Source organism: Spiroplasma endosymbiont of Megaselia nigra (assembly GCF_003987485.1).
In the GTDB taxonomy this organism is placed as follows: Bacteria; Bacillota_I; Bacilli_A; order Mycoplasmatales; family Mycoplasmataceae; genus Spiroplasma.
Genome location: NZ_RCOO01000090.1, coordinates 1 through 4,510 on the forward strand (window position 1 = coordinate 1; position 4,510 = coordinate 4,510).

At 25.3% G+C, this 4,510-nt stretch carries 5 protein-coding genes and 1 pseudogene; 4 read left to right on the forward strand and 2 right to left on the reverse strand.

What is annotated here, in order from left to right:
• Positions 1-47: 47 nt before the first annotated feature.
• From D9R21_RS04485 to D9R21_RS04500, 4 genes are all read left to right on the forward strand, one after another.
• A complete protein-coding gene (locus tag D9R21_RS04485) occupies positions 48-242 on the forward strand; it encodes a hypothetical protein (protein ID WP_126820562.1) in 195 nt (64 codons plus the stop codon).
• 245 nt (positions 243-487) lie between these two features.
• The gene (locus D9R21_RS04490) at positions 488-1,651 is read left to right on the forward strand and encodes a hypothetical protein (RefSeq protein WP_126821268.1); all 1,164 of its coding nucleotides are present in this window, start codon (positions 488-490) and stop codon (positions 1,649-1,651) included.
• Between the two features lie 90 nt (positions 1,652-1,741).
• Positions 1,742-2,728, forward strand: a complete 987-nt coding sequence (locus D9R21_RS04495) for a fructose-bisphosphatase class II (protein WP_126821269.1) — start codon at positions 1,742-1,744, stop codon at positions 2,726-2,728.
• 20 nt (positions 2,729-2,748) lie between these two features.
• Positions 2,749-3,540 (forward strand): aldo/keto reductase family protein, encoded by a 792-nt coding sequence (locus D9R21_RS04500; RefSeq protein ID WP_126821270.1) that lies wholly within the window; start codon positions 2,749-2,751, stop codon positions 3,538-3,540.
• Between the two features lie 163 nt (positions 3,541-3,703).
• Here D9R21_RS04500 and D9R21_RS08670 read toward each other — a convergent pair whose 3' ends face one another.
• A complete protein-coding gene (locus D9R21_RS08670) occupies positions 3,704-3,907 on the reverse strand; it encodes a Vmc-like lipoprotein signal peptide domain-containing protein (RefSeq protein ID WP_408641298.1) in 204 nt (67 codons plus the stop codon).
• 379 nt (positions 3,908-4,286) lie between these two features.
• Positions 4,287-4,510 (reverse strand): annotated as a pseudogene (locus D9R21_RS07140) (integrase core domain-containing protein); the annotation flags it as partial.

Below are 4,510 nucleotides of genomic sequence, written 5' to 3' on the forward strand. Positions count from 1 at the left end.
CCGCTATTTATCACTATAAATGTGTCTCTAACGGTATTATAATTTCAATGGGTAAAAAATACCACTGTGCAGATAATATTGTTATAGAAAGTTTTCATTCATTACTTAAGAAAGCTACAATCCATAATAAAATATATAATTCACATGAAGAATATATACAAGATGTTATAAAATGAAATACATGATATTCAAATCGTAAAGAAAAAGATATAATAAAAAAAATAGTAAATACTTTTTATTAGTACTTACTAAAATGGGTGCAGTCTACTTAAAAAATTTTACGAACTTTTTAAAAGAGATGCATTTTTATTTGGGAAAAATTAATTAAAATAATAATTTGATTATATTAATGTTACTTATTAAATTTATATAAAAAAAGTTAAAAAAGTTTAACTTTTTTTATGTTTAGTGTAAGATATAATTAATAGTTTTTAAAAAAAACAATATTATATTATAGTAAAAAAGAATGGATTAGGGAAGTATAAATATGGCAGATCAGGTTACCACAGATCAACAGTTATTACAAAAAGAAAAAAATGTAAAAAATGAATTAGATACTATTCGTACAAAACGTCTCATTATTCTAGGAATTATGTATGGATTAATTTCTGCAGTTGGGTATTCTATTGTCCCATTAATGCTATATATTATTCCAGAACAGGGACCATATGGTAATTTAGCAGCGCCAATTAATGCCACTTTTTATGTGACAGTTCAAGAAATAATGGCAACTTTTGTAATGTTTATTTTTTATAAACCCAAAAATTTTATTAATTTTTTAAAATTACTTCGTCACAAAGAAACTTGACTAATTGTATTATATGGTTTTTTAAGTGGTCCGGTTGCAATGGTATTTTTTCAGTTATCAGTTTTATTAACAATTAATCATCAAGGTGGTACAGATGGAACTGTTCCAGGATTATTGTTAAATTTAAATGTTATTTTAGTTGCAATTGGAAGTGCTATTTTCTTTCGTGCTCGTCAAAGTAAATATACTTGAACTGCTTTAATAATTTCTACATGTTTAATTTTAGGAATGTCAATTCATTTTGCAATTGAAGAAGGATTAGTTTGATCATCGATTGGAGGAATGTGTTTAGCTTTAGTGACCAATGGCTTTTATGCAATGGAAGCATTAGGAATGTCCCATTTAATGAGTTCTTCAAAAATTAAATTTACAAATCATGAAACAGTATCAATTAAAACAAGTTCTTCAGCGATATTAATGTTATTATTAGGGACACCAATTGCTGCAGTTTTTTCCCATCAAAGTTTCTTAGATGGTTATAAAATTTTTGCTAATTTTCAATATTATGATTATGCATTAATTGTTCTTGCTGGAGGAATTATTATGGGTAGTTCTCGAATGCTATATTATGCATGTTTAGCAATGTCTGGACCCACCTATACAACTTCAACCCAATTATTAATGTTTTTTTGAACCCCAATTTTTCAATATATTTTTATTGCAGTAAATGTTCCAAATAAAATTTCAGAACCAACATGATATTATTGAGTATATGTTATTCCAATTGTCTTTTGTACTTTTATTATTTCTAGCAATGAATTTTTAGTTAATGCTAGTAAAGTTGGATGAAAGCGGGCCTTTCATGAATTATTTGGTAAGATTCCAAAACAAAATACAAAATAAGGTTAATAAAAAATAAAAATGTAAGGTATTTTACATTTTTATTTTGGAAATTATATGATTAAATATTAATAGCAAGCAAAGGAATGGACAATGGAAACAAATAGTCTTTTATTTTTACGTGCGGTCCAGTTAGCTGTGATTGCTTCATATAAATTGGTTGGTAAAAATGATAAAAATATGTTAGACCAAAAAGCAGTTGATATTATTAATAAATTATTAACAAGTAATGATGTTAAAGCAAAAATTGCAATTGGCGAAGGTGAACTTGATGCAGCACCAATGTTATATCAAGGGCAAACTTTTTCTCATCAACAAGCAATTACGATTGATATTGCAGTTGACCCAATTGAAGGGACAATACCGGCTAGTAAAAATGAACCGGGTTCAATTTCATGTATTGCTGTTGCTAAAAATAATACAATGTTACAAATCCCAGAAATGTATATGGAAAAATTGTTTTTATCACAGGACTTAGCTGTAATAGTTGATTTTAATCAACCAATTGAAGCAATTTTATTGACTTTATTAAAAATTAAGCAAAATTTATCATGTATTATTTTAAATAAACCGCGTCATCAAAAAATAATAAAAACAATGCGTCAATTAGGCATTAAGGTTGAATTAATTAATGAAGGAGATGTATTAGGAGCAATTGATGTTGTTTTAAAGAAGGCTGATTTTTTGTATGGAATTGGTGGTGCACCAGAAGGAGTTCTAATGAGTGCATTAGCAATTGCAACTAATTATAAAATGTTTGCACGTTTAATTCGGTATGAGCAAATTTGACCAAATGAAAAAGAAACAGCATTACGAATGAAAATTGAACAGCAAGGTTTAGAACAGAAAAAAATTAGTTACAACACAATTTTTTCTGAACAAGATTTAGTTGCTGATAAACAAGCAATGTTTTTTGCCGCTAGTTTAACAGGTGGAACAGTTTTAAAACCATTACAAATTATTGAGAAAGAATATGTTGTCCATTCTTTTATTGGTTATAATAATATTTATCATCAAATTATATCAAAATATCCAATAACAGATAATGTTGAAGAGTTATTAAAACAATATAGTAAATAATTTTAGAGGAGGTTAGAACAATGCCATTTCGCTTAGAGAAAATTGCATTTGGAACTTTATTTTTAAAAAAAGAAGAGGCGATTATTAATGCTTTACAAAATGGTTATAAAATTATTGATACTGCTAAAGTTTATCAAAATGAAGAAATTGTTGGACGAGCAATTAAAAAATATTTAAATTCTAATAACCAAAGGCGTGAAGATATTACTATTGAAACAAAAATTTGATGTGATGATATTGAGGCAGAGAATACTACCAATGCTGTGCTAGAGTCGTTAAAACGATTAAATGTTACTTATTTAGATATTGTTTTAATTCATCGCCCAAATTTAAATTTTTACAAAACTATCAAAGCCTATACCGAATTGCTACAATGCAAAGCGAAAGGGTTAATTAATGTTGTTGGTGTAAGTAATTTTGATAAGGATATGATTGAAATTTTGTTTGAAGAAACGGGTATTTATTCAAATTTAAACCAAATTGAATTTAATCCTTTTAACCAAAGATGAGATCGTGTACAATATTGTCAAAATAAAAACATTTTGGTACAAGCATATTCACCAATTGCTAATACAATTGAAAATCAAATTCTAGTTGCCGAAGCTAAAAAATATAATTGTACTGTTGCTCAATTAGTTTTAGATTGAATCCAATATTTTAGTATTCAACCAATTGCTAAAGCAGAACTATTACGTCATATCCAAGAAAACAAGCAGAGTGAAAAAATTAGACTAACTAAAAAAACAATTCAAATCTTACAGAGTCTTAATATGTATGATAATATTTATCCCGAAACATTTGATAGGTTTTAATGAAAAATATTATTATTTTTATAAAATAATAAAAAACAATAATATAAATTATTGTTTTTATTTATAAATTTAAGTATATTCTTTCTTAGTGCAAAAAAATTGAAAGAATTTTTAAATAAATTATTAATTATTAGTGTTTTTTCGTTTCTTATTAAAAAGTTTGTTATTTTAAAGGATTGTAACATTTTTCCTTGGTGAAGGATTTAATTTTTGTCATTTTTTGAATTTTTGTTATCTGTATTTGTTTTATCTTTTTTTGGTCTTTTGTAGTATTTTGAGTATTCTCTGGTTTTTTACAAGCTGTTAAACTTGATGCTGATATACTAAATATTACAATTGCACCTAAAATACTAAATAATCTTTTCATATATTTAAAATGGGACCTCTTTTCTAAAAATAATAGTTTAATTAAAAATTAAACTATTAGTAATATCTTATAAAAAAATAATAAAATCAAAAGTAAATTTTGTTTTTATCAAATTATTTGTAAATTAAATTTATAATTTTAAAAATAATTTGATATTTTTTTAAAATATCTTATTTTTAAATTTCTATGCTAAAATTCACAATGGTAATGAAAACTTAAAAAATGTTATAATATAAATATAGGTAAATAGGTCCAAAATGGAGGTCTAGAAAATGGCAGAAAAAACAATGGCTGAGATTTTAGCTATAGCTAAAAGAGTTAAAACATCAATTGATTCTAGACTGCACCCATTTTAGTAAGTACTAATAAAAAGTATTTACTATTTTTTTATTATATCTTTTTCTTTACGATTTGAATATCATGTATTTCATTTTATAACATCTTGTATATATTCTTCATGTGAATTATATATTTTATTATGGATTGTAGCTTTCTTAAGTAATGAATGAAAACTTTCTATAACAATATTATCTGCACAGTGGTATTTTTTACCCATTGAAATTATAATACCGTTAGAGACACATTTATAGTGATAAATAGCGG